The following is a 26,009-nucleotide window of genomic DNA, read 5'->3' as shown; positions in this document are numbered from 1 at the left end:
TTTCCCCGTCGCCTGCCGTACCTGTGGATGCCGGCGGCGGTTTCGGCGAGGACCGCCGCCGGTGACCCCAGAACCGGGGCCCGGCGGTGTCCGGGCGTCCCGGGCCCGTTGCGGCGCTGCGGCGCCGGTCCGGAAAGGTTGCCGATGAGCACTGACGAGACCACCGACGCGCCGAAGAAACGGCGGACCTGGCCGCGGTTGACCCGCAGGCAGACGCTCACCGCCGCGGCGAGCGCGACGCTGGGCGCCGCCGCCCTCACCGTGCCGGGCCTGTCCGCCGCGCAGAACTCCCCCACGGCGAGCCGGCGCGACGAGCCGATCGTGGCTCACCTCCGCGACGCCGCCACCGGCGCGATCGACGTCTTCGTCGGTACGACAAGGGTCGAGATCCGCGACCGCGGTCTGGCCGACCGCCTGGTGCGCGCCGCCGGCCGGCGCTGATCCCACCCCTCCACCGGCGTGGGCTCCCGGCGCCGGTTCCGTCTTCCGTTCCCCCGACGAAGGTGCGTCCGCCATGTCCTCTCACCGCGAGGCCCCGGAGATCGCCAAGGATCCGGTCGCCGACAGTTCCGACCTGTACGCGTTCGTCACGCCGAGCCAGCCGGACACGGTCACGTTGATCGCCAACTACGTGCCGCTGCAACTTCCCTCCGGCGGCCCGAACTTCTTCGAGTTCGGCGACGACGTCCGGTACGAGATTCACATCGACAACGACGGCGACGGTAATCCGGACGTCACCTATCGTTTCGAATTCACCACGGAGATCACGAACCAGAACAGCTTTCTCTACAACACCGGGCCGATCGAGTCGCTGGAGAGCAAGAACTGGAACCGGCGGCAGTTCTACCGGCTGACCCGGATCGCCGACGGCCGCGCGCGGGTGCTGGCGCACAAGCTGCCCTGCCCGCCCTGCAACGTCGGGCCGCTGTCCACCCCGAAGTACCAGAACCTGGTACGCCAGGCGACGTTCAAGCTGTCCACCGGCGAGAAGGTCTTCGCCGGACAGCGGGCCGACGGCTTCTTCGTCGACCTGGGCGCGGTGTTCGACCTGGGCACGCTGCGGCCGTTCCAGCAGTTGCACGTCGCCGGCAAGAAGCTGTTCCAGGCCGAGGGTGAGCCGGTGAACGCGCTGGACCGGCTGAACGTGCACAGCCTCGCCGTGCAGGTGCCGCTGAGCCAGGTGCGCCGCAAGGCCGCCCGCTACGGCGTGGCCGACCGCGCCTCGACCATCGGGGTGTGGACCAGCGCGTCCCGCCAGCAGGTCCGGGTGCTCGGCGACCGGGTCTCCGCGGACACCGCGGCCGGCCCGTTCACCCAGGTGTCGCGGCTCGGCAACCCGTTGTTCAACGAGGTCATCGTGCCGATGTCCAGGAAGGACGTGTGGAACACGCTGCCGCCGTCGGAGGACAAGCGCTTCGCCGGGTTCGTCGAGCGGCCCGAGCTGGCCGCGCTGCTGCCGGCGCTGTACCCGGGCGTGTTCGGAAATCTGGACGCGCTGAACAAGTCCAAGAAGCCGCGCGCCGACCTGGTGGCGATCCTGCTCACCGGAATCCCGGCCGGACTGATCGACGGCTTCGCCAACACCACCGGCGACGTCCAGGCGGACATGCTGCGGCTGAACACGGCGATCCGGCCCAGCCGCACACCGGACCGGTTCGGCGTGCTCGGCGGCGACCTGGCCGGTTACCCGAACGGCCGTCGCGTCGCCGACGACGTGGTGACGATCGCGCTGCGTGCCATCGCGGGACTGACCGTGCCACTTGTCGACAAGACGTTCCGCCCGGACGCCGCCGCCGCGGCGGTCACGCCGGGTCTGAGCGCGGCCGACGTCACCGCGCCGTTCCTGGCCGACTTCCCGTTCCTCGGCACACCGTACGACGGGTTCGGCAACCCGCAGGCGAAGAAGTCCTGACGGGAGACGCGGATGTCACACCATCACGATCTCGGCCCGTCGGAGGTCGGCAGCGTCGTGCTCGACCTCGGCGGCGACCGCGGCGCGCTGATCATCCACACCGGCCGGGACCTGCACGGCCGGGAAATCGAGATCAGCCGGGCGGACCTCGACAGCCCGCGGACCCACTCCGCGGTACGCGAGCGGCACGTCCTGGACGGGGTCTTCCACAGTGCCGTCTACCCGGACCTGGAGGCGGGTGTCTATACCGTCTGGTGGGACGAGAACACATCGGCCGGCGCGATCTCTGTTACCGGTGGGTGTATCGCCGAATTCGTCTGGCCGACCAGCTCACCCGCCCGGGTGGACTGAACCGGCGACCGCGCCGACGCCTGCGCCCTGTCCACATGGTGGACGGGGCGCAGTCGGCGTTGGACGGCTCGGCGGGCGGTACCGCAACGAGCGCGTTACCCTTTGGCCCACCAATTCTGATCTTGGTACGAGCGGCCGGCGGGGGCGTCCGGCCGGCCCGCCGGCGGTGCGCCACGGCAGAAAACTTCCGGCAACTCGCCGGGGAGGGCGTTACTCGTCCGGGGTCTGAATCGATAGGGCAGGTTGCGAGGCTACGGGCGACCGCGGCGGTCGTCCCGGACGTGTCGGGAGGGCGACTCCATTATCAAGTTTGGCTTGACGGCGCACGCATTACACGCGTGTAATTTGAATGGGGTTGTTCGCACGGAACGCAACAAATGGTGACCGTACGGACAGGCACGCCTTTCGCGTGGGGGGTTGCAGCGGCGAATGACGCCGGTGCGCGACAAGGAGGCAATCGATGGACGGCCAGCTCGAGGTGGCCGACCTGCTCGGGAACGCGCCGGAGTGGCAGGAGCGGGCGCTCTGCTCGCAGACCGACCCGGAGGCGTTCTTTCCCGAGAAGGGCGGCTCGACCCGCGAGGCGAAGCGCATCTGCTCGCGGTGCGAAGTGAAGACGGAATGCCTGGAGTACGCGCTCGGCCACGACGAGCGGTTCGGAATCTGGGGTGGCCTCTCCGAGCGGGAGCGGCGCAAGCTCAAGCGGCGGGTCGCTGCCTGATCCACGTACGGGCCGACGGGCGGTGGGGGCCGCCCGGGCCCGGGTCGCTGTCCGGCCGGCGGGGGCCGGCCGGGTGGCGGCGTCAGGCCAGCTCGTCCGGGTCCACCCCGAGCAGATTCGCCACCTGCTCGATGATCACGTCGTGCACCAGGTCGGCGAGATCCTCGCGGTCCATCGCGCGGAACTCCAGCGGCCGCCGGTAGAGCACGATCCGGGGCGGCACCTCCTGGCGGCCGGGCCGCCCGGGCAGCAGCCGGGCGAGCGGCACCTCGCCGTCCTCCAGCACGTCCGAGTCGTAGACGTTCAGATCCGGCGGGACGTCCTCGACCGCGAACTCCACCCCGGCCAGTTCCTTGGCGAACCGGCGTTCGAGCGTCTCCACCGTGTCGAGCACCAGGTCGTCGAAGACCTCGGCCTTCGTCCGGGCCAGCGGGACGGTGGCCGGCACCAGCCGCCCGCGCAGCCCGCGACCGTGCCGGTCACGGTGGGTGCGCCGGCCGGAGCCGGGGCGGCGGTTCTGCGGGCTCGTCATGACGGACAGGGTAGCCCGGGGTGGCGGTCCACCCGTCGCCGCGCGGCTGTCCGGCGCGCCGGGGAGCCGATCGGAGGAATTGTGATCACCATGACGGGCGTGTCGTAACGCGAAGCGGTGCGCCGGACCCGGTAATGGGGATACCCTGCCGCCGTGAGGTCACCACGGCGCTGCTCCCGTAACGGCTGCCCCCGGCAAGCGGTCGCCACATTGACCTATGTCTACAACGAGTCGACGGCGGTGGTGGGCCCGCTCGCCGCGTTCGCCGAACCGCACACGTACGACCTGTGTGAGCCGCACGCCCGCAGCCTGACCGCCCCGCGCGGCTGGGACGTGGTGCGGCACGAGGGTGAGTTCGAGCCGCCGCCGCCCACCACCGACGACCTGGTGGCGCTGGCCGAGGCGGTCCGTGAGGCCGCCCGCCCGGCCCCGCCGCGCCCTCCGGAGGACGAACCCACCACCAAGCCCCAGGCCCCCCACCAGCAGGGCCGCCGGGGTCACCTCCGGGTCATCCCACCCCACCACTGACCCCCTCCGCCGGCCTCCGCGCGTTGATCAAGGAGTTTGTGTCAAGGAAACCGTGTCCGGAAGACACAAACTCCTTGATCAACGGATTGGGAACCCGGGGTCAGTGGCCCAGGAAGCGGTTGAAGAGATCGGCTCGGCGGGACGTGCGGGACGTGCGGTGCTCGGTGTGGTCGGCTGAGGACATGATCCTCAGGCCGGCGTTCATCGCCAGCCAGCGCAGCGGCTCCGGTTCCCAACGCGGGGAGCGGTGGCCCACCCAGGGAAGTGCCGTGAGGTCGGTCTCCACGCCGCGGATCAGGTCGGCCAGCGTACGACCGGCGAGGTTGCTCGTGCCCACTCCGTCACCGACGTACCCGCCGGCCCAGGCGAGCCCGGTGCGGCGGTCCAGCCCCACCGACGCGGCCCAGTCCCGGGCCACGCCGAGCGGCCCGCCCCAGGCGTGCGTCACCGGCACGTCCGGCCCGAGCACCGGGAACAGTTCCCCGAGCGTCCGGCGCAGCGCCGCGAACACCCGCGGCTCCCGGTCGAAGCCCGGCCGCACCCGGGAGGCGTAGTGGTAGGGCGCGCCCCGCCCGCCGAACGCGAGCCGGCCGTCGGCGGTGCGCTGGCCGTACACGATGACGTGCCGGTAGTCGGAGAACGTCTCCCGCTCCGCCAGCCCGATCCGCGCCCACGTCTCGTCGGGCAGCGGCGGGGTGGCCACCATCAGCGAGTAGACGGGCGCCACTGTGCGCCGCTGGCCGGGCAGCCCGGGCGTGTAGCCCTCGGTCGCGCGGACCACCACCGGCGTCCGGACCACGCCCGCCGGTGTCACCGCCGCGCCCGGCCGCAGCGCGGTCACCGGGGTGCGCTCGTGGATGCGTACGCCCCGGCGCTCCACCGCCCGCGCCAGGCCCCGGACCAGCTTCGCCGGGTGCACGGCGGCGCAGTGCGGGGTGTACGTGCCGCCGCGTACCCCCTCGGCGTCGCACCGCGCGGCGGCCTCGGCGGCGTCCAGCAGCGTCAGGTCGTCGTCGGTGAGCCCGTGCGCGTGGGCCTGGTCGACCTCGGCGCGGGCCCGGGCGAGCTGGACCTCGCTGCGGGCCAGCGTCACCGTGCCGCCGGCCTGCCAGTCGCAGTCGATGCCCTCGGCGGCGGCGACCCGCCCCACCTCGCCGACCGTGTCGTGCATGGCCCGTTGCAGGGCGAGCGCGCGGTCCCGGCCGTGGCGTCGGGCCAGCGCCGGCAGCGAGGTGGGGAACAGCGCCGAGCACCAGCCGCCGTTGCGCCCGGATGCGCCGTACCCGGCGATCTCCCGCTCCAGCACGACGACGCGCAACGTGGGGTCGGCCTCGGCCAGGTAGTACGCCGTCCACAGCCCGGTGTACCCGGCGCCCACGATCGCCACGTCGGCGTCCGTGTCGCCGGGCAACCCGGGTCGCGGTGTCAGCGGCTCGTCCAGGCTGGACAGCCAGTACGAGAGGTGCCGGTAACCGGTCATCGGCGTCAGAGCCGGGACCACGCCTCGGTCAGCACCGCGCGCAGGATCTGCTCGATCTCGTCGAAGTGCTGCTGGTCGGCGATCAGCGGTGGGGCGAGCTGCACCACCGGGTCGCCACGGTCGTCGGCCCGGCAGTAGAGCCCGGCGTCGAACAGCGCGGTGGACAGGAAGCCGCGCAGCAGCCGCTCCGACTCGGCCTCGTCGAACGTCTCCCGCGTGGCCTTGTCCTTGACCAGCTCGATGCCGTAGAAGTAGCCGTCACCGCGGACGTCGCCGACGATCGGCAGGTCGTGCAGCTTCTCCAGGGTGGACCGGAACGCGCCCTCGTTGGCCCGGACGTGCCCGATCAGGTCCTCCCGGGCGAACACCTCCAGGTTGGCCAGCGCGACCGCGCAGGAGACCGGGTGGCCGCCGAACGTCACGCCGTGCGCGAACATGCCGGTCTCGGTGAGGAACGGCTCCATCAGCCGCTCGCTGGCGATCATCGCGCCGAGCGGGGCGTAGCCGGAGGTGATGCCCTTGGCGGTGGTGATGATGTCCGGCTGGTAGCCGTACCGCACCGCGCCGAAGTACTCGCCGAGCCGGCCCCAGGAGCAGATCACCTCGTCGCTGACCAGCAGCACGTCGTACGCGTCGCAGATCTCGCGTACCCGCTCGAAGTAGCCGGGCGGCGGCGGGAAGCAGCCGCCGGAGTTCTGCACCGGCTCCAGGAAGACGGCGGCGACCGTCTCCGGCCCCTCCCGCTCGATCGCGCGGCCGATCTCCTCGGCGGCCCAGCGGCCGAACGCCTCGGGGTCGTCGCCGTGTTCGGGGGCGCGGTAGAAGTTGGTGTTCGGCACCTTGATGCCCCCGGGCACCAGCGGCTCGAAGTCGGTCTTGATGCCGGGCAGGCCGGTGATCGACAGCGCGCCCATTGAGGTGCCGTGGTAGGCGATGTAGCGGCTGACCACCTTGTGCTTGGTGGGCTTGCCGGTGCGCTTGAAGTAGGCCCGGGCCAGCTTCCACGCCGCCTCGACGGCCTCGGAGCCGCCGGTGGTGAAGAAGACCCGGTTCAGGTCGCCGGGCGTGAGCGTGGCGATCTTCTCGGCCAGCTCGACGGCCTTCGGGTGGGCGTACGACCAGAGTGGGAAGTAGGCCAGCTCGCCGGCCTGCTTGGCGGCGGCCTCGGCCAGCTCGGCGCGGCCGTGGCCGGCGTTGACGACGAACAGCCCGGCCAGCCCGTCCAGGTAGCGGCGGCCCTGCGCGTCCCAGACGTACGCGCCCTCGCCCCGGACGATTGTCGGAACCTCGCCGGCGGGGTAGCTCGCCATGCGGGTGAAGTGCATCCACAGGTGGTCGGTGGCGTTGGCCATGTCAGCCCCATCGGGTCTCGGGCCGGTCAGGGGTGACACCGGCCGCTCTGCCCACGGTTATCCCACAGGCGGTGCCGATAAGGCAAGCGAAGAAGCTTCACCGCGACGGATTCAGCGCCATATCACTGCGCTGTCAACGGAATCCGCATCAGGCGGTGCCCCAGCTGTAGGTCTGCTTGCGCAGCTTCAGGTAGACGAACGCCTCGGTGGAGAGCACTCCGGGCACACCGCGCAGCTTCTGCAGGATCTCCAGCAGGTGCGCGTCGTTGCGGCAGACCACCTCGGCCAGCAGGTCGAACGAGCCGGCGGTGATCACCACGTAGTCGATCTCCTCGAACTCGGCCAGCCGGTCGGCCACCGACTCCAGGTCACCGTCGGTGCGCAGCCCGATCATGGCCTGGCGGGGGAAGCCGAGCTGGAGCGGATCGGTGACCGCGACGATCTGCATGACGCCCGCGTCGAGCAGCCGCTGCACCCGCTGGCGTACCGCCGCCTCGGAGAGGCCCACCGCCTTGCCGATGCTCGCGTACGGGCGGCGCCCGTCCTCCTGGAGCTGCTCGATGATCTGCTTCGCCACGTCGTCGAGCAGAACGTGATTGGCGCCTTCACGCACGGTGACCCGACGGCCGCCGTTGGCGTTCTCCTGGTGCCGGTTGACCATCGACGCTCCTTGTGTCCGATTCTTCGTATCGAGCGTAGTGCCCCGCGCAGTCTGGCGTATTTCGTGGCGACTGGCTATTCCAGCAACGGAATCCCTTGTGAGAGAGGTTTTCTCATGTCAGGATCAGTCGTCCATCGCCACTGACCCTCCCGCCGGCGTGCCGCCCCCCCCCGTCCCGCCGCCGACGATGCCCCCCAAGGAGTCGTCACATGCGTAGTCCCCTTCGGACCCTCACCCGGCGTGGTCTGCTCACCGGGACCGTCGGCTCGGCCGCACTGCTCGCCACCGCGGGCGCCCTGGCCGGCTGCGGGACCAAGGGCGCCCAGCAGACCGAAGCCGGTTGCAAGAGCGAGGATCTGTCCGCCACCGAGAAGAAGGTCGCCTTCTCGAACTGGCCGCAGTACATGGACACCGACGAGAAGGACGAGTCCAAGCGCCCCACGCTCGACGCGTTCGTCGCCGCCACCGGCATCCAGGTGACGTACACCGAGGACGTCAACGACAACAACGAGTTCTTCGGCAAGGTGCGCAACCAGCTCGCCGGGTGTCAGAGCACCGGCCGGGACATCATGGTGCTCACCGACTGGATGGCCGCCCGGGTGATCCGCCTCGGCTGGGTCCAGAAGCTGGACAAGTCGAAGATGCCGAACGTCGAGGCGAACCTGCTGCAGTCGCTGCGCGGTCGCTCCTTCGACGCCGAGACCCAGCTCGCCGTCCCGTGGCAGTCCGGTCTCGCCGGGCTCGCGTACAACGCGAACGTCACCAAGGAGATCCGCACCGTCGACGAGCTGCTCACCCGCCCCGATCTCAAGGGCAAGGTGACGGTGCTGTCGGAGATGCGCGACACCATCGGCCTGCTGCTCCAGTCGCTCGGCCACGACCCGGCCAAGTTCACCTCGGCCCAGTTCGACGACGCGCTGAACAAGCTGAAGAAGGCCGTGGACAGCAAGCAGATCCGGCGGTTCACCGGCAACGACTACGCGCCCGATCTGGCCAAGGGCGACATCGCCGCGTGCATCGGCTGGTCCGGCGACGTGGTCCAGCTCGGCTTCGACGACGAGAAGATCAAGTTCGTGGTGCCCGAGTCCGGCGTGATGCTCTGGTCGGACAACATGCTGGTGCCGAACAAGGCCACCCACAAGGCCAACGCCGAGGCGTTGATGAACCACTACTACGACCCGGCGGTGGCGGCGAAGCTGGCCGCGTACGTCAACTACATCTGCCCGGTGCAGGGCGCGCAGGCCGAGATGGAGAAGATCGACCCGGACCTGGCGAGCAACCCGCTGATCTTCCCGGACGACTCGATGCTCTCCAAAGCCAAGGTCTTCATGGCGCTCGACGAGGCGCAGGAGAAGGAGTACGAGACCAAGTTCCAGCAGGTGATCGGCGCGTGAAGGGGCAGCAGACCCCGGCCGGCGACCTGCGCCTGGTCGACCTGACCAAGCGGTTCGGCGTCTTCACCGCCGTCGACGACCTCACCCTCACCATCCCGCAGGGCTCGTTCTTCGCCCTGCTCGGCGCGTCCGGCTGCGGCAAGACCACCACACTGCGGATGATCGCCGGGCTGGAGCAGCCGACCAGCGGGCAGGTGCTGCTCGGCGAGCAGGACATCGCCGGGCTGCGGCCGTACAAGCGGCCGGTCAACACGGTGTTCCAGAGCTACGCCCTCTTCCCGCACCTGGACATCCACGAGAACGTGGCGTTCGGGCTGCGCCGCCGCGGCATCCGCAAGGTGAGCGACCAGGTGGAGCAGATGCTCGCGCTGGTGCAGCTCGAAGGGTACGGCCGGCGCCGCCCGGCCCAGCTCTCCGGCGGCCAGCAGCAGCGCGTCGCGCTGGCCCGGGCGCTCATCAACCACCCGCAGGTGCTGCTGCTCGACGAGCCGCTCGGCGCGCTCGACCTGAAGCTGCGCCGGCAGATGCAGATCGAGCTGAAGCGGATCCAGACCGAGGTCGGCATCACGTTCGTGCACGTCACCCACGACCAGGAGGAGGCCATGACGATGGCCGACACGGTCGCGGTGATGAACGCCGGCCGGATCGAGCAGCTCGGCGCGCCCGCCGAGATCTACGAGTACCCGGCCACCGCGTTCGTGGCGAACTTCCTCGGCCAGTCCAACCTGCTCGCCGCCGAAGCCGGCGGGCGCGCCGCCGACGACGTGCTGGTCACGGCGCACGGCTCGCGCTTCTCGGTGCCCGCCGGCCGGGCCCGGCTCACCGACGGGCCGGCCTTTCTCGGCGTACGTCCGGAGAAGCTGCACCTGGTCGACGACCCGGACCGGGTGCCGGCCGGACACCAGCACGTCGGTGGCGTGGTCAGCGACGCCTCCTACGTCGGGGTGAGCACCCAGTACCTGGTGCGCACCGCGTGGGGCAGCGAGCTGACCGCGTTCGCCGCGAACAGCGGGCTGGGCGGTCAGTTGGCGGTCGGCACGGCGGTGACCGCGCACTGGGATCCGCGGCACGCGTTCCTGCTGCCCCGGGCCGCCGGTGAGGACGACCAGACCGCGCCGCTGCTCGACGAGCCGCCGGTGGGTGCGTCGGCATGAGCGAGCGCAGCGAGCGAATCGGCTGGCTCAGTGCGAAGGTGTCTCATGGCGGCACGGAGCGAAGCGGAGTGGCGGCATGAGCGCGCTGGCCCACGTACCGACCTCCGCCGGGAAACCGGCGCCGCCGCCGGTGCGGCGCGGGCGCAGCCGGCTCCTGCCGTACCTGTTGCTGCTGCCCGGCGCGGTCTGGCTGCTCGTCTTCTTCGCGCTGCCGCTGGTGCAGCTCGCCTCGGCCAGCCTCTACGACCCGGCCGGCTCGCTCTCCACCGGGTACGCGATGACCTGGGCGTTCGGCAACTACCCGGACGCGCTCCAGGCGTACTGGCCGCAGTTCTCCCGGTCGTTCCTCTACTCGGCGATCGCGCTGGTGCTCGCGCTGCTGATGGGCTACCCGCTGGCGTACGCGATCGCGCAGAAGGCCGGCCGGTGGAAGAACCTGCTGCTGGTGGCCGTGGTCGCGCCGATGTTCACCAGCTTCCTGGTGCGCACGCTGGCCTGGAAGACCATCCTGTCGGACAACGGCGCGCTGGTCGGGCTGCTGCGCGACGTGCACCTGCTCGGACCGGACGGCCGGCTGCTGGCCACCCCGATCGCCGTGGTGCTCGGCCTGACGTACAACTTCCTGCCGTTCCTGGTGCTGCCGCTGTACGCGAGCCTGGAGCGGCTCGATCCCCGGCTGCTGGAGGCGGCGAGCGACCTGTACGCGAGCCCGCTGCGCGCGTTCGCCAAGGTCACGCTGCCGCTGTCGATGCCCGGCCTGATCGCCGGCACGCTGCTGTTCTTCATCCCGGCCACCGGTGACTACATCAACGCCGAGCTGCTCGGTACGCCGAACGAGTACATGATCGGCAACGTCATCGACTCGGCGTTCCTGGTCCGGCTGGACTATCCGCAGGGCGCGGCGCTGTCGTTCCTGCTGATGGCCGCGATCCTGGCGATCGTCTTCGTCTACCTGCGGAAGGCCGGCACGGAGGAGGTGCTGTGAGCAGACTGAAGCGCTGGCTCGCCGACCGGTGGGTGATGGGCGTGGCCCTGCTCGTCCTCGGCTACCTGACGCTGCCGATCATGGTGGTCGCCGGTCTGTCCTTCAACCGGCCCTCCAGCCGGCTCTCCTACGACTTCAACGAGTTCACGCTCGACAACTGGAAGCAGCCCTGCGCCACCTCGGACATGTGCGAGGCAGTGGTGCGCAGCATGCAGATCGGGCTCATCGCCACAGTCGTCTCCACGCTCCTCGGCACGCTGATGGCGTTCGCGCTGGTCCGGCACAGCTTCCGCGGCCGGTCCGGGCTCAACGGGCTGATCTTCCTGCCGATGGCCACCCCGGAACTCGTGATGGGCACCTCGCTGCTCGCCCTCTTCGTCGCCGCCGGGGTGCCGCAGGGCTTCTGGACCATCGTCATCGCGCACGTCATGTTCTGCGTGTCGTTCGTCGTGGTCACCGTGAAGGCCCGGCTCTCCGGCATGGACCGGCGGCTGGAGGAGGCCGCGATGGACCTGTACGCCAGCGAGTGGCAGACGTTCCGCCGGATCACGCTGCCGCTGGTGCTGCCGGGCATCGTGGCCGCCGCGCTGCTGGCCTTCTCGCTCAGCTTCGACGACTTCATCATCACGAACTTCAACGCCGGCACCACAGTCACGTTCCCCATGTACGTCTGGGGCGCCTCCCAGCGGGGCATCCCGCCGCAGGTGAACGTGATCGGCACGGCCATGTTCGTGATCGCGTTGCTGCTGGTCGGGGCCACCTCGCTGCGCGGGCGGCGGGCGCGACGGGCCGCCCTCGCGGTGGTCGCCACACCGGCGGGCAAGCCATGACACTCCCGCATACCGGCCGGGCGCTGGCCGACGCCGCGCCCGTGCCGTACTGGCTGGACCGCCCGGAGCGGCCCGACCCGCTGCCGCCGCTGTCCGGCTCGCACACCGCCGACCTGCTCGTGGTCGGCGGCGGGTACGCCGGACTGTGGACCGCGCTGCTCGCAAAGGAGGCCGACCCGGACCGGGACGTGCTGCTGGTCGACGCGGGCACGTGCGGCTGGGCGGCGTCCGGGCGCAACGGCGGGTTCTGCGCCGCCTCGCTGACCCACGGGCTCGCCAACGGCGTCGATCGGTTCCCCGGCGAGATCGGCGAGCTGGAACGGCTGGGCCGGGAGAACCTGGACGCCATCGCCGCCACAGTGGCGAAGTACGACATCGACTGCGACTTCGAACGCACCGGTGAGCTGGCGGTGGCGGTCGAGCCGTACCAGCTCGACGGGCTCGCCGCCGACGCCGACCTGGCCCGCCGGTACGGCCACGACGTACGGCTGCTCGACCGCGACGAGGTACGCGCCGAGGTGGCGTCGCCGACGTACCTGGGCGGGATGTGGGATCGCGACCGGGTGGCGCTGCTCGACCCGGCGAAGCTCGCCTGGGGACTGCGCCGGGCCGCGCTCGACCTGGGCGTACGCGTGCACGAGCACACCCGCGTCACCGGCCTGGCCGGCGACGGCGCGGCGCTGCTTGCCAGCACGGCGGGCGGCGCGGACGCGGCGCCCGGCGCGGTACGGGCGCGGCAGGTCGTGCTCGCCACGAACGCGTTCCCGCCGCTGCTGCGCCGGCTGCGTTCCTGGATCGTGCCGGTCTACGACTACGCGCTGATGACCGAGCCGCTGACCGGGGCGCAGCGCGACGCGATCGGCTGGCGGCACCGGCAGGGGCTCGCCGACACCGGCAACCAGTTCCACTACTACCGGCTCACCGCCGACAACCGGATCCTGTTCGGCGGCTACGACGCGATCTACCACTACGGCAACCGGGTGGCGCCCGCGCTGGAGCAGCGCGAGGCCACCTTCACCACGCTCGCCTCGCACTTCTTCACGACGTTCCCGCAGCTCGCCGATGTGCGCTTCAGTCACCGCTGGGGTGGCGTGATCGACACCTGCACCCGGTTCTGCGCGTTCTTCGGCACCGCGTACTCCGGACGCCTGGCGTACGCGGCCGGGTTCACCGGGCTCGGCGTGGGCGCGACGCGATTCGGCGCCCGCGTGACGCTCGACCTGCTCTCCGGCACCGACACCCCGCTGACCCGGCTCGACCTGGTGCGCCGCAAGCCGCTGCCGTTCCCGCCGGAACCGGTCCGGTCCGTGGGCATCAACCTCACCCGCTGGTCGCTCGCCCGCGCCGACGCGCGCGACGGACGGCGCAACCTCTGGCTCCGTACTCTCGACCGTCTTGGACTGGGGTTCGACTCCTGATGCGTATCCTCCTCGTCGGCGCCGGTGGCGTCGGCTCCGCAGCCGTATCCATCGCCGCCCGCCGTACCTTCTTCGAGCTCATGGTGGTCGCCGACCACGACCCGGCGCGGGCGGCGCGGGCCGTCGCCGGGCACGGCGACCGGTTCGTCGCCGCCACTGTGGACGCTTCCTCCGCCGACGCGGTGGCCGCGCTGTGCCGGGAACACCGGATCACGCACGTCCTGAACGCGGTCGACCCGCGTTTCGTCATGCCGATCTTCGACGGCGCGTTCGCCGCCGGGGCCGACTACCTGGACATGGCGATGTCGCTGTCCCGGCCGCACCCCGAGCGTCCCTACGCCGAGACCGGGGTCAAGCTCGGCGACGAGCAGTTCGCCGTCGCGGAGCGGTGGGCCGCCGCGGGGCGGCTCGCGCTCTGCGGCATCGGCGTCGAACCGGGCCTGTCCGACGTCTTCGCCCGCTACGCCGCCGACGAACTCTTCGCCGAGATCGACGAGATCGGGGTACGCGACGGCGCGAACCTGACAGTTGCCGGCTACGACTTCGCGCCCTCGTTCTCCATCTGGACCACCATCGAGGAGTGCCTCAACCCGCCGGTGATCTGGGAGGCCGGGCGCGGCTGGTTCACCACCGAACCGTTCAGCGAGCCGGAGGTCTTCGACTTCCCGGCCGGGATCGGCCCGGTCGAGTGCGTCAACGTCGAGCACGAGGAGGTGCTGCTCATCCCGCGCTGGGTCCAGGCGAAGCGGGTCACCTTCAAGTACGGCCTCGGCGCCGAGTTCATCGAGGTGCTGCGCACGCTGCACAAGCTCGGGCTCGACTCGACCGAGCCGGTGCGGGTACGCGGCGTCGACGTGTCGCCGCGCGACCTGGTGGCCGCCGCGCTGCCCGACCCGGCCACGCTCGGCGACCGGATGAGCGGCAAGACCTGCGCCGGCACGTACGTCACCGGCACCGGCCCGGACGGGCAGCCGCGCCGGGTCTACCTGTACCACGTGGTCGACAACGAGTGGTCGATGGCCGAGTACGGCCACCAGGCGGTGGTCTGGCAGACCGCCGTCAACCCGGTCGTCGCGCTGGAGCTGCTCGCCACCGGCGCCTGGTCCGGCACGGGCGTGCTCGGTCCCGAGGCGTTCCCGCCGACCCCCTTCCTGGACCTGCTCACCGGCTACGGTTCGCCGTGGGGGATGGAGGAACGATGACCCGGTACGGCCCGATGTACGGCCCCGACATCACGTTCCTCGGCGTGCCGCCGTGCACGGTCGAGGAGCCGGTCACGTACGCCGACGCGGACGTGGTGATCATCGGGGCGCCGTTCGACGGTGGCACCTCGCACCGGCCGGGCACCCGGTTCGGGCCGTCCGCCATCCGGCAGGCCTGCTACCTGCCGCACGACGGCTCCCGCCCGTCGCTGGCGCTGCGCGTGGACGGCCTGAAGGACCTGTGCGTCTACGACGCCGGAGACGTGGAGATGTTCAGCGGCGACATCGAGCGCTCACTCGCCGCGCTGGAGACCGCCGTCCACGCGGTCGCCGCCGCCGGCGCGATCCCGGTGGTGCTCGGCGGTGACCACTCCATCGCGCTGCCCGACGCCACAGGCGTGGCCCGGCACCACGGGCTCGGCCGGGTGTCGCTGGTGCACTTCGACGCGCACGCCGACACCGGGGACGTCGAGTTCGGCTCGCTGCACGGCCACGGCCAGCCGATGCGCCGGCTCATCGAGTCCGGCGCGGTACGCGGCGACCGCTTCCTCCAGATCGGGCTGCGCGGCTACTGGCCCGGCCCGGACACGCTGGCGTGGATGGCCGAGCAGCGGATGCGCTCGTACGAGATGACCGAGATCGTGGCGCGCGGCCTCGACACCTGCCTGACCGAGGCGTTCGGCATCGCGACCGACGAGTGCGAGGGCGTGTTCCTCTCCGTCGACGTGGACGTGGTCGACCCCGGCATGGCGCCCGGTACCGGCACGCCCGAGCCGGGCGGGTTCACCTCCCGGCAACTGCTCGACGCGGTCCGCCGGGTCTGTTACGAGCTGCCGGTGGTCGGGTTGGACGTGGTCGAGGTCGCCCCGCCGTACGACCACGCCGACATCACCGCGTACCTGGGCAACCGGGTGGTGCTGGAGGCGCTCTCAGCGATAGCCCGCCGCCGCCACGACGCCGAAACCGGAACCCCGTGGAACCCCACCCAGCCGCTCCTGGATGACCGCTGACTGGTAGGCCGGGATGTTTAGCCCGGGCTATAGTCAGGGCATGGGTGCGGACGGGAAGCGCTGGTCGGTCCGGGTCACCGGAGAGGTCCGGCACTGGCTGCGCGACCTGCGGGACCACGACCCGGCGTCGTACGAGAGCGTCCGGGTGGCGGTGGACAAGCTGGCCGAGGTCGGGCCGGGGCTGGGCCGCCCGCTCGTGGACACGCTGCGCGGAAGCAGTCTCCGTAATCTCAAGGAGTTGCGGCCCCGCTCCGGTCGGGACGTGGCTATCCGGGTGCTGTTCGTCTTCGATCCGTGGTCGCAGGCGGTCCTGCTGGTCGCCGGCAACAAGGCGGGTGACTGGAGTCGCTGGTACCGGCAGCACATCCCGGCGGCGGAGGTTGCCTACAAGGCTTGGCTCGACAGCGAGCGCGAGCGAAGGGGGGAGTCGTGACGGAGTTCTATCACTGGGACGAGGTCCGCGCCGAACTCGGCGGCGAAGACGAGGCCTACGAGGCGGAGCGCGCCCGGACCGACGCGTGGGTGAGCGCGTTCCACCTGGCCGAGGAGCGCAAGCGGCTGGGCCTGACCCAGCGGCAGGTCGCCGAGATCATGGGGGTCACGCCCGGCCGGGTGAGCCAGATCGAGAACGGCGACCTCGACGTCAACGAGGTGGCAACGCTGAGCCGGTACGCCAATGCCCTCGGAGCCCGGCTGCGGATCATCTTCGACTACGGCGACGACCTCCGGCAGATCGCCTGACCGGAGGCCGCCGAGACGGTCAGGGGCGGGCGCAGCGGGGGCGCAGGCGTACGGGCTCGGTGGTTTCGGTGATCGAGTTGGGCTCGATCACCAGGCGGGCGATCGTGGTGGCCGGGCCGGGGCGGAACCTGCCCTGGTCGGCGGGGATGGTCGCGGTCCAGGTGCCGGCGGTGCGCTCGTCGGTGCACGCGCCGATCACGCCGAACCCGAAGCCGGTGACCGAGCCGCGCCGCTGCTCCAGGTGCACCTCGATGTACGCGAGGCCGCGCTCGTCGCCGCAGTCGAACCGGCCGCCGACGGTGGCGGTGTGCGCCCGTACGTCGGCGGCGCCGAACCAGTTGACGGAGATGCTGGGGGAGGCCGCGGGGGCGGCGACGGCGGCGCCGGGTGAGAGCCCGAGCGTGGCGGCGGTGGCCAAGGCGGTGAGGCCGGCGGCGAGCACTGGCTGTCGGACCGGGTGCATGGGCGGTCTCCTGTCGGGCGGTGGGATGCGACTCCGAAGTGGACGGCGTCAGCATCCCACCGCCGCGATGCCCGCGAGCTGCAAGATCTCGGACAGATCAGCGGTTCAGGTGGGACCGGATGAGGAACCGGACGCCCTCCGGTGCCTCCAGGGAGAAGCCGCTGCCCCGGCCGGGCACCACGTCGACGGTGAGCCGGGTGTGCTTCCACAGCTCCCACTGGGCCTTCGACATCCAGAACTCCACCGGCTCGGGCACGCCGTCGACAGTCAGCGAGGCGAGCAGCACGTCCGAGCCGCCGGTGCGGAACTCTCCGGCCGGGTAGCACATCGGGGCGCTGCCGTCGCAGCAGCCGCCGGACTGGTGGAACATCAGCGGGCCGTGCTGCCCCCGCAGCGACCGGATCAGGTCGGCCGCCGCGGGGGTCACTGTCACGGTGTCGCCCATCAGAAGAAGCCGAGCTTCTTCGGCGAGTAGCTGACCAGGAGGTTCTTGGTCTGCTGGTAGTGCTCCAGCATCATCTTGTGGTTCTCCCGGCCGATGCCGGACTGCTTGTAGCCGCCGAACGCCGCGTGCGCCGGGTAGGCGTGGTAGCAGTTCGTCCAGACCCGGCCGGCCTGGATGGCGCGCCCGGCCCGGTACGCGGTGTTGAGGTCCCGGGTCCACACGCCCGCGCCGAGCCCGTACAGCGTGTCGTTGGCGATCTTCACGGCGTCGTCCAGGTCGGCGAAGGAGGTCACCGACACCACCGGGCCGAAGATCTCCTCCTGGAAGATCCGCATCGAGTTGTCGCCCTCGAAGATCGTCGGCTGGACGTAGTAGCCGCCGGACAGCTCGCCGCCGAGGTCGGCCCGCTCGCCGCCGGCCAGGACGCGAGCGCCCTCCTGCCGCCCGATGTCCAGGTAGGACAGGATCTTCTCCAACTGGTCGTTGGAGGCCTGCGCGCCGACCATCGTGTCGGTGTCCAGCGGGTGCCCCTGCTTGACCGCCTTCGTCCGCTCGACGGCGGCGGCGAGGAAGTCGGAGTAGTGGCCCTGCTGGATGAGCGCCCGGGACGGGCAGGTGCACACCTCGCCCTGGTTGAGGGCGAACATGGTGAAGCCTTCGAGAGCCTTGTCCAGGAAGTCGTCGGAGGCGGCGCTGACGTCGTCGAAGAAGATGTTCGGGCTCTTGCCACCGAGTTCCAGCGTGACCGGCTTGATGTTCTCGCTGGCGTACTGCATGATCAGCCGCCCGGTGGTGGTCTCGCCGGTGAACGCCACCTTCGCCACCCGCGGCGAGGACGCCAGCGGCTTGCCCGCCTCGACGCCGAAGCCGTTCACCACGTTGATCACGCCCGGCGGCAGCAGGTCGCCGATCAGCGAGAGCAGGTAGTGGATCGAGGCGGGCGTCTGCTCGGCCGGCTTGAGCACCACCGCGTTGCCGGCGGCCAGCGCCGGGGCGAGCTTCCACACCGCCATGAGGATCGGGAAGTTCCACGGGATGATCTGCCCGACCACGCCGAGCGGCTCGTGGAAGTGGTAGGCGACGGTGTCGTCGTCGAGTTCGCCGAGCGAGCCCTCCTGCGCCCGGATCGCCCCGGCGAAATAGCGGAAGTGGTCGATCGCGAGCGGGATGTCGGCGGCGAGCGTCTCGCGTACCGGCTTGCCGTTCTCCCACGTCTCGGCGATCGCCAGGGACTCCAGGTTGTCCTGCATGCGGTCGGCGATCCGGTTGAGGATCAGCGAGCGTTCGGCGACCGACGTGCGGCCCCACGCGTCGGCCGCGCCGTGTGCCGCGTCCAGCGCCTTCTCCACGTCCTCGGCGGTGCCCCGGGCCACCTCGCAGAAGGTCTGCCCGGTCACCGGGGTCGGGTTCTCGAAGTACTTGCCACCGTGCGGCTTCACGTACTCGCCACCGATGTAGTGGTCGTAGCGGGACTGCCAGTGGGTGGGGGCGTCGTAGCGCGTCATGGGTACCTCCGCCGTCCGTCTGGGGTGGATGGCGGGCAGGCTAGTTTCCAGGACGTTGCAGGAACGTTGCGCGCGGCAGCGCGTACTCCTCGGCGAGCTGGCGGGCCCGGGCGAGCGCGAGCGGCCGGCGGGGCGCGCCCGGCGGCAGCGCCCGCGCCAGGGCCTGCCAAGCGGCCAGGTCGTCGGCGCCGGCCGCCGTCGCGGTCCAGGCCGCGAGCAGCCCCGGGTCGCCGCCGGCCAGCACGGCGGCGCGCAACTGGCCGTCGACCAGGCGGCGCAGTCGCGCGACTCCCGGTGCGTCCGACAGGGGCAGCAGGGGCCCACGGTACGCGCGCAGCGCCGCCGCCGGATCGCCACGTTCCAGCAGTTCGGTGACGGTACGGAAGTCGGCGCGCACGGTCGGGCGCAGCCGGTACGGGCGGGAGTCGAGCAGCTCCTCGCCGAGCACGCGGCGCAGCCGGGACAGCTCGGCGCGCAGCGTGACCGGGTGCCGCCTGTCGTCGCCGTAGAGGTCGAGGCCGAGCTGTTCCCCGGTGCGCCCCTCGGGATGGTCGACGAGCAGCACCAGCAGCTCGCTGTGCCGGCGACCGAGCCGGATGCGCCGGCCGCCGACGCGCAGCTCCGCCTCGTCGCGGCCGAGCGCCGACACGTACGCGACGTCCGGCGCGGCGGGCGCGACGCCGGCCAGGAACGCCTCGGCGGCCCGGGCGGTGGCCCGGACCAGAGCCAGGCTCTGCGGGTTGGCCAGGTGGTCCCCGCCGGTGATGTCGACGGCGCCGAGCAGCGCGCCGCTGACCGGGTCGTGGATCGGCGCGGCGGCGCAGGTCCAGCGCTGCACCGGCCGCACGAAGTGCTCGGTGGCGAAGATCTGCACGCCGTGGTCGACGGCGAGGGCGGTGCCGGGCGCGTTCGTGCCGGCGTGCGCCTCGTCCCAGCGTGCGCCCGGTACGAAGTTCATCCGCTCGGCGTGCCGCAGCACCCCGGGGTGGCCCTCCACCCAGAGCAGCCGCCCGGCGGCGTCGCAGACCGCCATCAGGTGCGCGCCGTCCTGCGCGATGCCGCCGAGCAGGTCGCGGAAGAGCGGCATCACCCGGGCGAGCGGGTGCGCGGCGCGGTACGTCTCCAGCGCGTCGTCGGTGAGGTCGACCGGCGCGGTGGCCTCCGGGTCGAGCAGCGCGGACCGCTCCCAGGAACGGGCCACCACCTCCCGGACCCGGCCGGATGTGGTGCCGGCGGTGAGGAACGCCTCGTGGGCGGCACCGACCTGCGCGATCCGCTCCGCCGGATCCGCGCCGAACTCCAGGGCGAGCCACGGGTCAGCCACCAGCGCCTCCTTCCACCCATCGTGACCCACCTCACGCCCGAGCGCCAATGCGTGATCCGGGTCACTTCAGCGGTGCTCGCGCCGCCCGCGGACCGGACGAACGGCCCAGACGGCCGTACGCCGGTTGTCGCAGCGTGGCCCGCGTGGAGGATGGCTGCTGCGGACGCTTACAGAACCCTTAACTCCGGCCTGCGAAGGTGTGCCGGACGACGAGGGAAGACACGGGGAGCGCAAGGTGCGGGTGCTGGTGGCGGACGACGAGCGGCTCTTGGCGGACACGGTCGCCGAGGGGCTGCGACGGTTCTCCATGGCTGTCGACGTCTGCTACGACGGCGACGGCGCGCTGGAACGGATCGGGGTCAACCGGTACGACGTGGCGGTGCTGGACCGGGACATGCCCGGCGCCACCGGCGACGAGGTGTGCCGGAGCCTGGCCGGGTCCGACGCCGGCACCCGGGTGCTGCTGCTGACCGCAGCCGCCGGCATCCGGGACCGGGTCGCCGGCCTCGGGCTGGGCGCCGACGACTACCTGACCAAGCCGTTCGCGTTCGCCGAGCTGGTGGCGCGGGTCCAGGCGCTGGGCCGCCGGTCCACGCCGGCGCTGCCGCCGGTGCTGGAACGGCACGGCGTGGTGCTCGACGTGGCCCGGCACACCGCTACCCGGGACGGCCGCCCGCTCGGGCTGAGCCCGAAGGAGTTCGCCGTCCTGCACGTGCTGATGCGGGCCGGCGGCCGGGTGGTCAGCGCCGAGGAGCTGCTGGAACAGGCGTGGGACGAGTTCGCCGACCCGTTCACCAACGCGGTCCGGGTGACGGTGATGACCCTGCGCAAGAAGCTCGGCCAGCCGTCGGTCGTCCACACCGTGCCGAAGGCCGGCTACCGGATCGGCGAGCCGGAATGAGCCCCCGTCGCCGCATCCTGCTGGTCGGGCTGCTCGCCCTGCTCGCCGGGTTCTTCGTGCCCAACATGGTCAAGTCGCTGCTCGAACTGGTGTGGGGGCAGGCCCAGTGGTTCTGCGGCCTGGCCACCATCGGCGCGGTGTGCGAACCGGGCCGCCCGTTCGTCCCGCTGTTGCCGCTGCTGGTCCAACTGCTGGTGCTGGTGGCCGCCGGATTCGCGGTGTGGGGAGCGGCCCGCTGGTGCCTGCGTCCGGTGCGCGACCTGGCCGCCCCGATGGCGAACCTGGGCCCGCAGAACCTCGGTTACCGCATCCGGCATCGCGGCCGGGACGAGCTGGCCGGGCTCGCCCGCGCGATCGACGCGATGCTGGACCGGGTCACCGCCGGGTACGAGGGGCAGCGGCGGTTCGCCGCGAACGCCTCCCACGAGCTGCGTACGCCGCTCGCGGTGCAACGCACGCTGATCGAGGTCGGCATGGCGCAGTCGCTCACCGGTGAGCAACTGGAGCTGCTGACCGCGCAACTGCTCGCCACGAACGAACGCAACGAGCGGCTCATCGAAGGGCTGCTGGCGCTCAGCGAGAGCGACCAGGGCCTGCGGTCATCCACCCCGCAACGCCTCGAACAGATCGTCAGCGGCGTGCTGGCCGCGTACGCCGACCGGGCCGCCGAGGCCGGCGTGACGGTCGAGACCCGGCTGTCGCCCCGGATCGTGACCGGCGAACGGGTGTTGCTGGAACGCCTGGTCACCAACCTGGTGGAGAACGGCATCAAGTACAACCGCCCGGGCGGCCGGCTCGTCGTCACCGTCGGCGGCGACCCCGCGCTGACCGTCACCAACAGCGGGCAGGCCGTGCCCGCCGAAGCGGTCGACGGGCTGTTCGAACCGTTCCGGCGCCTCGCCCGGGACCGGACCAACCAGGGCGGCGGCGCCGGGCTCGGCCTGGCCATCGCCCGCTCCATCACCCAGGCGCACGGCGGCATCATCGCTGCCCGCCCAGGTGACGACGGCGGCCTGCGGGTCGACGTCCACCTGCCCCACGTGGGCTGACCACCCCACATACGACTCCGGGAGCCGCCGTCGCGGCATCCCGCGATGACACCTGCCCGAGGACCGGACCGGCGGCACCGCCGCCTGCCCCGGAGAGGGCCGGAGAGGAGACCGCAGTGCCGACGCGTACCGAGGGGAGCGCACCACCCGGTGACCGGGTGGCCTGGGCCGACGTGGCGAAGGGCGCCTGCATCGTGCTCGTGGTGCTGTGGCACGTCGTCGTCAAGGACTACCTGCGCATCGACTGGCGGGCCGGCCTGCCGGTGCCGGGCGCGTGGGGGCTGCTCGGCGAGCAGTTGCTGCCGCTGCGGATGCCGTTGTTCTTCGCGATCTCCGGCATCTTCGCGGCGAACGCGGTGGCCCGCCCGTGGCGGGTGTCCGGACGGCCCCGGATTACGCGGAACCTCTACCTGTACGCGATCTGGCTGCTGATCCACACCGCGCTGCTGGCGCTGGCGCCCGGCTTCCCGACCGACCGGGCCACCGACCCGGGTGAGCTGCTGGCCCAGCTCACCGTGACGCCCTCGAACCTGTGGTACCTGTACGCGCTGGCGCTCTACTTCGTGCTCGCGAAGGCGCTGCGCCGGGTCCACCCGGCGGTGCTGCTGACCGCCGCGGGCGCGCTGTCCGCCGTGGCGGCCACCGGGCTGCTGGACAGCCCCGGCAACCGGGGGCAGGTCTACCAGAACCTGGTGTTCTTCCTGGCCGGGGTGCGCCTGAAGCCGTACCTCACGCGGTGGGCGGACGGCGCGAGCACCCGGCGGCTCGCCGGCACCGGCGCGGCGTACGCGATCGGGCTGGCCGCCATGGGCCTGGCCGGCGCGCAGAGCTGGCCCGGCGCGTACCTGTTCGTCTCCGTGCTCGCTGTGGCGTTCGGGCTGACCGCCGCCGCCCGGCTGGCCCGGCACCGCCTGGCCGGTCCGGCGCTGGCCCGGCTGGGCCGCCGCACGCTTGGTGTCTACGTGATCCACATGCCGGTGCTGGCGCTGCTGGACCGGCTCCTCGCCGCGCCGGTGGCCGGTCTGGGCGGACCCGCCCGGGCGCTGCTGGTGACCGTCTACCCGGTCGTGCTCACCGCGCTCGTGCTGGCGCTCAGCCTCGCCGCGCACCGCGGCCTCACCGCGCTCGGCGCGCACTGGCTGTTCGACCTGCCGCGCAGCCGCGTCCACTCGAATCCCGAAGGAGAGACCATGCCCCGAATCGACGGGCCGGCGCTGCCGGACCGCACACACGTCGAGGAGGCCGCCCGCGCGTTGTCCGGCCGGGTGGTGCGTACCCCGGTGCTGCACAGCCCGGTGATCGACCGCCTGGCCGGCGCCCGGATCCTGCTCAAGGCGGAGAACCTGCAGGACGGGGGCTCGTACAAGATGCGCGGCGCGATGCTGGCGGTGGGCCGGCTCGCCGCCGCCGGGCACACCGGCGTGGTCGCGCAGAGCACCGGCAACCACGCCGTCGCGGTGGCGCTGGCCGCGCGTCGGCACGGGCTGGCCGCGACCGTCGTGCTGCCGGTGGACGCCGCGCCGGTCAAGGTGGACCGGGCGCGGGCGGCGGGCGCCCGGGTGGTCCGGGCGGGCACCACGGTCGAGGAGCGCCTCGCCGTCGCCCGGCGGATCGCCGAGGTGGAGGGCCACCCGCTCGTCGACGCGTACGACCACCCGGATGTGGTGGCCGGGCAGGGCAGCGCCAGCCTGGAGCTGATCGAGGAGGCGGCGCGTCGCGGCACACCGCTGGACGCGCTGGTGGTGCCGGTGGGCGGGGGCGGCGGCATCGCCGGGGCCTGCCTGGCCGTGGCCGGAACGCCGATCCAGGTGTACGGCGTGGAGCCGGTCGGGTGCGACTCGCTGGCCCGCAGCCTGGCCGCCGGACGGCCCACACCCGTCGCCCCGGCGCCGAGCCTCGCCGACGGGCTGCGCCCCGGGTGCGTCGGCGACCTGCCGTTCGCGGTGGCCCGCACCGGTGTGCGGGGCGTGGTCCGGGTCGACGACGACGCGATCGTCGAGGCGTTCCGGCTGCTCCTGCTGGACCTGAAGGTGCTGGTCGAGCCGTCCGGCGCGGCCGCGCTGGCCGGCGCGCTGCGGCTGGACGAGGTGAGCGGTCCCGGCAGTTCGGGCGCCGGGACGCGGCGGACGGTCGGCGTGGTGCTGACCGGCGGAAACGTGGAAGCGGACCTGGTGGCCCGGCTGGCGGGCGACCCGATGACTGTGGGAGTTGCGGCATGAGGTCGACAGTGCGGATCGGTGTCCTGTTCGGAGGCCCGTCGGCGGAACACGAGGTCTCCTGCGCCTCGGCGCTGGGCGTGGCCCGCGCCCTGGCCGGGCAGGGGCACCGGGTGGTGGCGCTCGGCCTCACCCGTACCGGCGGGCTCCGGCTGCTGCCCGAGCCGGTGCTCGCACAGCACCTCGGCACGGTGGCGGCCGGACGGGCGATCGACGACCGGCTGCCCGTCACCGGCGAGGCGGTGGAGCTGCGACGCGGGGCAGCCGCCGGCACGGTCGCGGTCACCGCCGCCGACGCCCCGGCCACCGTGCACGCCGAACTGGACGTGGTGTTCCCGGTGCTGCACGGCCCGTACGGCGAGGACGGCGTGGTGCAGGGGCTGCTGGAATCACTCGGCGTGCCGTACGTCGGGTGCGGCATCCTCGCCTCCGCCGTCGGCATGGACAAGGTGGCGATGAAGCGGGCGCTGCGCGCCGAGGACGTCCCGACGACGCCGTACGTCTGGTTCGACGAGCCGACCTGGCGGGCCGCGGCGGACCCGGAGAAGCTGGTCGTCGGGCTGCGCGGGCCGCTGTTCGTCAAGCCGGCCCGGATGGGCTCCTCGATCGGCATCTCCCGGGTCGCAGGCGGCGACGACCTGGTCGCGGCCGTGGAGGAGGCGTTCCGGCACGACCACGTGGTGCTGGTCGAGCAGGGCGTGACCGGCCGGGAACTGGAGTGCGGCGTGCTCGGCGGCTGGCAGCCCGAGGCGTCGGCGGTCGGCGAGGTCCGGGTCGCGGGCGGCTGGTTCGACTACCGGCAGAAGTACTTCGGCGACGCCGACCCGATGATCGTCCCGGCCCCGCTGCCGGACGAGGTCACCGAGCGGATCCGCGAGCTGTCGGTACGGGCGTTCACCGCGATCGGCGGCTGGGGCCTGGCCCGGGTCGACTTCCTCTACGACGAGACCACCGGCGACCTTTACGTCAACGAGCTGAACACGCTGCCCGGCTTCACCGCGCACTCGATGTACCCGAAGGTGTGGGCCGAGTCCGGCGTCGCGTACCCCGAGGTGGTGGACCGGCTGGTCGCGCTCGCCTTCACCCGGCACGCGGCCCGGCCGTCCACCGCACACCCCGGGGGTACGCCGTGATCCTCCTCTCCGACCCCCGCGTCGCCGCCGTGTCCAGCCGGGACGACGGCGAACCCCTGGTTGACCTGCGCGAGGTGCCCGGGCTGCTGGTGGACGCGCGGGCCGCCGACCCCGCCGGGGCGTACGCGCGGGTGCGGCGCGGTGTCGCGGACCGCCTGCTGGCCGCGCAGCGCGCGCTGCCGGCCGGGCTGCGCCTGCTCGTGGTCGAGGGCTACCGGCCGTACCGGGCGCAGCTCGACATCTTCACCGGCTACCGGGACGAGCTGCGGCGGCGGCACCCGGACTGGCCGGCGGACCGGCTGCACCGGGAGACCACCAAGTTCGTGTCGCCGGTCGAGGTGGCCCCGCACAGCACCGGCGGAGCAGTCGACCTCACGTTGTGTGACGCCGACGGGGTGGAGTTGGACATGGGCACGGTGCTCGACGCCACCCCGGAGGAGAGCGCCGACGCCTGCTTCACCGCGGCCCGGCACATCCCGGTGAGCGCGTGGCGCAACCGGAACGTGCTGGTGGCGGCGTTGAGCGGCGCGGGGATGGTGAACTACCCGACGGAGTGGTGGCACTGGTCCTACGGCGACAGGTACTGGGCGCTGATGACCGGGGCGCCGCACACCCGTTACGGTCCGTTGTAGCCCGTCGGTTCAGGTGAACGTTCCGGCCCTCCCGTCCGTACCACGCGGGGAACGACAGCGACGACGGGAG

General features: G+C 72.2%; 27 protein-coding genes. 19 read left to right on the top strand and 8 right to left on the bottom strand.

Going from position 1 to position 26,009, the window contains the following annotated elements:
- The first annotated feature begins 144 nt into the window (after nt 1–144).
- The 4 genes from O7542_RS21185 to O7542_RS21170 all read left to right on the top strand — a co-directional run bounded on the left by O7542_RS21185 (nt 145) and on the right by O7542_RS21170 (nt 2,984).
- On the top strand, nt 145–441 hold the full coding sequence (locus O7542_RS21185; RefSeq protein WP_030501355.1) for a hypothetical protein: 297 nt from the start codon (nt 145–147) through the stop codon (nt 439–441).
- A 73-nt stretch (nt 442–514) separates the two neighbouring features.
- Nucleotides 515–1,912: a DUF4331 domain-containing protein gene (locus O7542_RS21180; protein ID WP_043326471.1), complete on the top strand. Its 1,398-nt coding sequence runs from the start codon at nt 515–517 to the stop codon at nt 1,910–1,912.
- A 12-nt stretch (nt 1,913–1,924) separates the two neighbouring features.
- A complete protein-coding gene (locus O7542_RS21175) occupies nt 1,925–2,263 on the top strand; it encodes a hypothetical protein (protein WP_043326469.1) in 339 nt (112 codons plus the stop codon).
- A 460-nt stretch (nt 2,264–2,723) separates the two neighbouring features.
- The gene (locus O7542_RS21170) at nt 2,724–2,984 is read left to right on the top strand and encodes a WhiB family transcriptional regulator (protein ID WP_013284161.1); all 261 of its coding nucleotides are present in this window, start codon (nt 2,724–2,726) and stop codon (nt 2,982–2,984) included.
- Nucleotides 2,985–3,066: 82 nt separating this feature from the next.
- On the opposite strand, the gene O7542_RS21165 is transcribed toward O7542_RS21170, so the two are convergent.
- Entirely contained in the window at nt 3,067–3,516 is a 450-nt protein-coding gene (locus O7542_RS21165; RefSeq protein ID WP_018787548.1) for a metallopeptidase family protein, read from the bottom strand.
- Nucleotides 3,517–3,669: 153 nt separating this feature from the next.
- Between O7542_RS21165 and O7542_RS21160 the strand changes: the two genes are divergently transcribed.
- Entirely contained in the window at nt 3,670–4,044 is a 375-nt protein-coding gene (locus O7542_RS21160) for a DUF3499 domain-containing protein (RefSeq protein ID WP_043326466.1), read from the top strand.
- A gap of 100 nt (nt 4,045–4,144) precedes the next feature.
- On the opposite strand, the gene O7542_RS21155 is transcribed toward O7542_RS21160, so the two are convergent.
- The 3 genes from O7542_RS21155 to O7542_RS21145 form a co-directional block, all read right to left on the bottom strand.
- Complete coding sequence (locus O7542_RS21155) at nt 4,145–5,524, bottom strand: FAD-binding oxidoreductase (protein WP_281606493.1); 1,380 nt, start codon at nt 5,522–5,524, stop codon at nt 4,145–4,147.
- A 5-nt stretch (nt 5,525–5,529) separates the two neighbouring features.
- A complete protein-coding gene (locus O7542_RS21150; protein WP_064447710.1) occupies nt 5,530–6,876 on the bottom strand; it encodes an aspartate aminotransferase family protein in 1,347 nt (448 codons plus the stop codon).
- Between the two features lie 148 nt (nt 6,877–7,024).
- Nucleotides 7,025–7,537: an Lrp/AsnC family transcriptional regulator gene (locus tag O7542_RS21145; RefSeq protein ID WP_030501361.1), complete on the bottom strand. Its 513-nt coding sequence runs from the start codon at nt 7,535–7,537 to the stop codon at nt 7,025–7,027.
- Nucleotides 7,538–7,746: 209 nt separating this feature from the next.
- Between O7542_RS21145 and O7542_RS21140 the strand changes: the two genes are divergently transcribed.
- The 9 genes from O7542_RS21140 (at nt 7,747) to O7542_RS21100 (ending at nt 16,271) form a co-directional block, all read left to right on the top strand.
- Nucleotides 7,747–8,931: a spermidine/putrescine ABC transporter substrate-binding protein gene (locus O7542_RS21140; protein ID WP_043326462.1), complete on the top strand. Its 1,185-nt coding sequence runs from the start codon at nt 7,747–7,749 to the stop codon at nt 8,929–8,931.
- A complete protein-coding gene (locus O7542_RS21135) occupies nt 8,928–10,085 on the top strand; it encodes an ABC transporter ATP-binding protein (protein WP_166457251.1) in 1,158 nt (385 codons plus the stop codon). The genes O7542_RS21140 and O7542_RS21135 overlap by 4 nt, the downstream gene beginning before the upstream one ends.
- Before the next feature lie 76 nt (nt 10,086–10,161).
- On the top strand, nt 10,162–11,070 hold the full coding sequence (locus O7542_RS21130) for an ABC transporter permease (RefSeq protein ID WP_187693991.1): 909 nt from the start codon (nt 10,162–10,164) through the stop codon (nt 11,068–11,070).
- Nucleotides 11,067–11,900, top strand: coding sequence for an ABC transporter permease (locus tag O7542_RS21125; RefSeq protein ID WP_281605136.1), 834 nt, complete (start codon nt 11,067–11,069; stop codon nt 11,898–11,900). The genes O7542_RS21130 and O7542_RS21125 overlap by 4 nt, the downstream gene beginning before the upstream one ends.
- A complete protein-coding gene (locus O7542_RS21120) occupies nt 11,897–13,318 on the top strand; it encodes an FAD-dependent oxidoreductase (protein WP_281605135.1) in 1,422 nt (473 codons plus the stop codon). Before O7542_RS21125 ends, O7542_RS21120 begins: the two co-directional genes overlap by 4 nt.
- On the top strand, nt 13,318–14,520 hold the full coding sequence (locus tag O7542_RS21115) for a saccharopine dehydrogenase C-terminal domain-containing protein (RefSeq protein WP_113971989.1): 1,203 nt from the start codon (nt 13,318–13,320) through the stop codon (nt 14,518–14,520). The genes O7542_RS21120 and O7542_RS21115 overlap by 1 nt, the downstream gene beginning before the upstream one ends.
- A complete protein-coding gene (gene speB / locus O7542_RS21110) occupies nt 14,517–15,530 on the top strand; it encodes an agmatinase (RefSeq protein ID WP_043326451.1) in 1,014 nt (337 codons plus the stop codon). The genes O7542_RS21115 and speB overlap by 4 nt, the downstream gene beginning before the upstream one ends.
- Before the next feature lie 40 nt (nt 15,531–15,570).
- The gene (locus O7542_RS21105) at nt 15,571–15,963 is read left to right on the top strand and encodes a type II toxin-antitoxin system RelE/ParE family toxin (RefSeq protein ID WP_043326449.1); all 393 of its coding nucleotides are present in this window, start codon (nt 15,571–15,573) and stop codon (nt 15,961–15,963) included.
- Nucleotides 15,960–16,271, top strand: coding sequence for a helix-turn-helix domain-containing protein (locus tag O7542_RS21100; RefSeq protein ID WP_281605134.1), 312 nt, complete (start codon nt 15,960–15,962; stop codon nt 16,269–16,271). Before O7542_RS21105 ends, O7542_RS21100 begins: the two co-directional genes overlap by 4 nt.
- A 19-nt stretch (nt 16,272–16,290) precedes the next feature.
- Here the strand turns inward: O7542_RS21100 and O7542_RS21095 are convergent, their stop codons facing one another.
- From O7542_RS21095 to O7542_RS21080, 4 genes are all read right to left on the bottom strand, one after another.
- Nucleotides 16,291–16,734 carry a hypothetical protein gene (locus O7542_RS21095; protein WP_281605133.1) on the bottom strand — a complete coding sequence of 148 codons (444 nt, stop codon included), beginning with the start codon at nt 16,732–16,734 and terminating at the stop codon, nt 16,291–16,293.
- Between the two features lie 97 nt (nt 16,735–16,831).
- Nucleotides 16,832–17,179 carry a DUF779 domain-containing protein gene (locus tag O7542_RS21090; RefSeq protein WP_043326443.1) on the bottom strand — a complete coding sequence of 116 codons (348 nt, stop codon included), beginning with the start codon at nt 17,177–17,179 and terminating at the stop codon, nt 16,832–16,834.
- A complete protein-coding gene (gene adh, locus O7542_RS21085; protein WP_043326441.1) occupies nt 17,179–18,684 on the bottom strand; it encodes an aldehyde dehydrogenase in 1,506 nt (501 codons plus the stop codon). Before adh ends, O7542_RS21090 begins: the two co-directional genes overlap by 1 nt.
- Before the next feature lie 40 nt (nt 18,685–18,724).
- The gene (locus tag O7542_RS21080; protein ID WP_064447716.1) at nt 18,725–20,008 is read right to left on the bottom strand and encodes a hypothetical protein; all 1,284 of its coding nucleotides are present in this window, start codon (nt 20,006–20,008) and stop codon (nt 18,725–18,727) included.
- A 235-nt stretch (nt 20,009–20,243) separates the two neighbouring features.
- Between O7542_RS21080 and O7542_RS21075 the strand changes: the two genes are divergently transcribed.
- From O7542_RS21075 to O7542_RS21055, 5 genes are all read left to right on the top strand, one after another.
- Nucleotides 20,244–20,909: a response regulator transcription factor gene (locus O7542_RS21075; protein ID WP_043326436.1), complete on the top strand. Its 666-nt coding sequence runs from the start codon at nt 20,244–20,246 to the stop codon at nt 20,907–20,909.
- On the top strand, nt 20,906–21,958 hold the full coding sequence (locus O7542_RS21070) for a HAMP domain-containing sensor histidine kinase (protein WP_043326434.1): 1,053 nt from the start codon (nt 20,906–20,908) through the stop codon (nt 21,956–21,958). The genes O7542_RS21075 and O7542_RS21070 overlap by 4 nt, the downstream gene beginning before the upstream one ends.
- 116 nt (nt 21,959–22,074) lie before the next feature.
- Nucleotides 22,075–24,177: a pyridoxal-phosphate dependent enzyme gene (locus O7542_RS21065; protein ID WP_281605132.1), complete on the top strand. Its 2,103-nt coding sequence runs from the start codon at nt 22,075–22,077 to the stop codon at nt 24,175–24,177.
- Nucleotides 24,174–25,307, top strand: a complete 1,134-nt coding sequence (locus O7542_RS21060; RefSeq protein ID WP_166457258.1) for a D-alanine--D-alanine ligase family protein — start codon at nt 24,174–24,176, stop codon at nt 25,305–25,307. The genes O7542_RS21065 and O7542_RS21060 overlap by 4 nt, the downstream gene beginning before the upstream one ends.
- Nucleotides 25,304–25,939: a M15 family metallopeptidase gene (locus tag O7542_RS21055; protein WP_281605131.1), complete on the top strand. Its 636-nt coding sequence runs from the start codon at nt 25,304–25,306 to the stop codon at nt 25,937–25,939. The genes O7542_RS21060 and O7542_RS21055 overlap by 4 nt, the downstream gene beginning before the upstream one ends.
- Nucleotides 25,940–26,009: the final 70 nt, after the last annotated feature.

Origin of the sequence: Micromonospora sp. WMMC264 (genome assembly GCF_027497275.1) — a bacterium.
Taxonomy (GTDB): Bacteria; Actinomycetota; Actinomycetes; order Mycobacteriales; family Micromonosporaceae; genus Micromonospora; species Micromonospora chalcea.
This window is presented reverse-complemented; position numbering and strand designations above follow the sequence as displayed.